Origin of the sequence: Candidatus Paracaedimonas acanthamoebae (assembly GCA_017307065.1) — a bacterium.
GTDB classification, from domain to species: domain Bacteria; phylum Pseudomonadota; class Alphaproteobacteria; order Caedimonadales; family Caedimonadaceae; genus Paracaedimonas; species Paracaedimonas acanthamoebae_A.
The window spans coordinates 1-1,689 of sequence record JAFKGL010000008.1 but is presented as its reverse complement, the minus strand read 5'-3'; the positions used below and the strand labels follow the sequence as shown (position 1 = coordinate 1,689).

Here is a 1,689-nt window from a genome sequence, read left to right as displayed (position 1 = left end):
CTCGCACATTTAAAAACGTTTTATATTATTGCCAAAGAAGGCAGCCTTACAAGGGCCGCTCATCTTTTACATACAAGCCAATCTTCTTTAAGCCGGACTTTGCAAACGCTTGAATATTACGCAAAAGCACAGCTCTTTGAAAGACATGCCCGAGGCTTGAAATTAACCCCTCAAGGTGAAAAAATATTCCACCATGCTCAAAAAATAGTCCAAGAACATGAAGCATTCAAACATTCACTTTTGAATGATTTTAATGAAACAGAAGGTGAGTTAAAAATTCTCACAACACCAGGAATGGCTTCTATCTGGTTACCAGAAATTATTCCTGGTTTTTTAAAAAAGTACCCAGGAATCAAATTAGATATCAATAGTTCTTTAACTAATTTAGAAAGAGATCTTGAAAAAGCAGATATTCTTATTCGGACGCGCATAGATCTCCATCCTAATCTTATGCAAAGACAAATTTTTAACTCTCCTTACAAATTATGGGCAAGTCCTGATTATTTGAGAGAATTTGGTAATCCTCAAAAAGCAGAAGATCTTGATCATCATCGCTTGCTGGTGTTTGAAAATGCGAGATTTAATGTTTTAGCCAATAATTATTGGATTTTAGAAATTGGGGCTAATCATGAAAAGCCAAGACAGCCATTTTTGATCATGAATTCATTAGAAGGCTTAATAGCTTGCGCCAAAAAGGGTTTTGGAATTATTCAAATGCCTGTAGCTCTTACTCATATTAAAAATAAAGATAAAGAATTAATACCTGTATTAGAAGAAATTGAAGAACCAAGCATAGGAATTTTTTGTATACACCCATTAAAAACAAAAAATCTTAAAAAAATTAATTTATTCGCAGATTATTTAGAAAAGCTATTTAAACAAGGAGATTTTCCATATAATAACAAGCCTTTTGAAAGGTAAAATCTCCTTGTTAATTTAACAAATAGCTTAGCTAAATGTGTGCTGTATTTTTTTGCAAAGAAACATAGTTTGGCAAGGAGGAGCAATATTTTCGAATGTAGTTTTTTTCATGATAAATGACTTTCAATATATGGTTGTAAGATAATGCTTTTAAGCAACTTTAATATGCTCAAAGAACGGTTATTTCATACTTTTTATTGACTGAGAAGCACAATAAAGTCTTGCTCTCTATGCATTTCCGTCATAGCTTAAAATTTTAATTAAATAAAGTTTAATTTGTTAATAATTTTTAAATTATGGATTGTATTGAAAAGAAAAAATTAATCTTTAGAGGTAAAATTTCAAGCAAAATCCCTTGAAATATTTGAGAATATTTAGCGCAAAATTCTTATCATGAAATTAAGGGAAAAGAAAAGATTTATAGAACCAGTGAAATCAGGGAAAAGAAGAATCGGTTGTTTATAGGGGGGAGAAAGGGGTAACCGATTCTTCTTTTATTCCTGAATTGCCATTTGAAACAACTTCGGAATATTTTAATCTTACTAAAATGTTTCGGGGTATGACTATTTCTAATTTGATATAGGAGATATGCATACAAGCATACCTCAACTATTATAGCCCATCTTTTTAAATTTTATAGATTTTTTCTTTTTTAAATCAAATAGTAAATCTATCAACTATTGATATGTCAGATAAAGTCTTTATATTAATAGAACTAATAGACAATAGTGAAAGTGGAGGCACTATGGATCTCGCACATTTAAAAAC

General features: G+C 30.5%; 1 protein-coding gene. It reads left to right on the top strand.

The features are described 5' to 3' along the window. Positions 1-921 (top strand): LysR family transcriptional regulator (locus J0H12_00075; protein ID MBN9412310.1); only part of this gene is annotated, 921 nt, incomplete at its 5' end. Positions 922-1,689 lie beyond the last annotated feature (768 nt).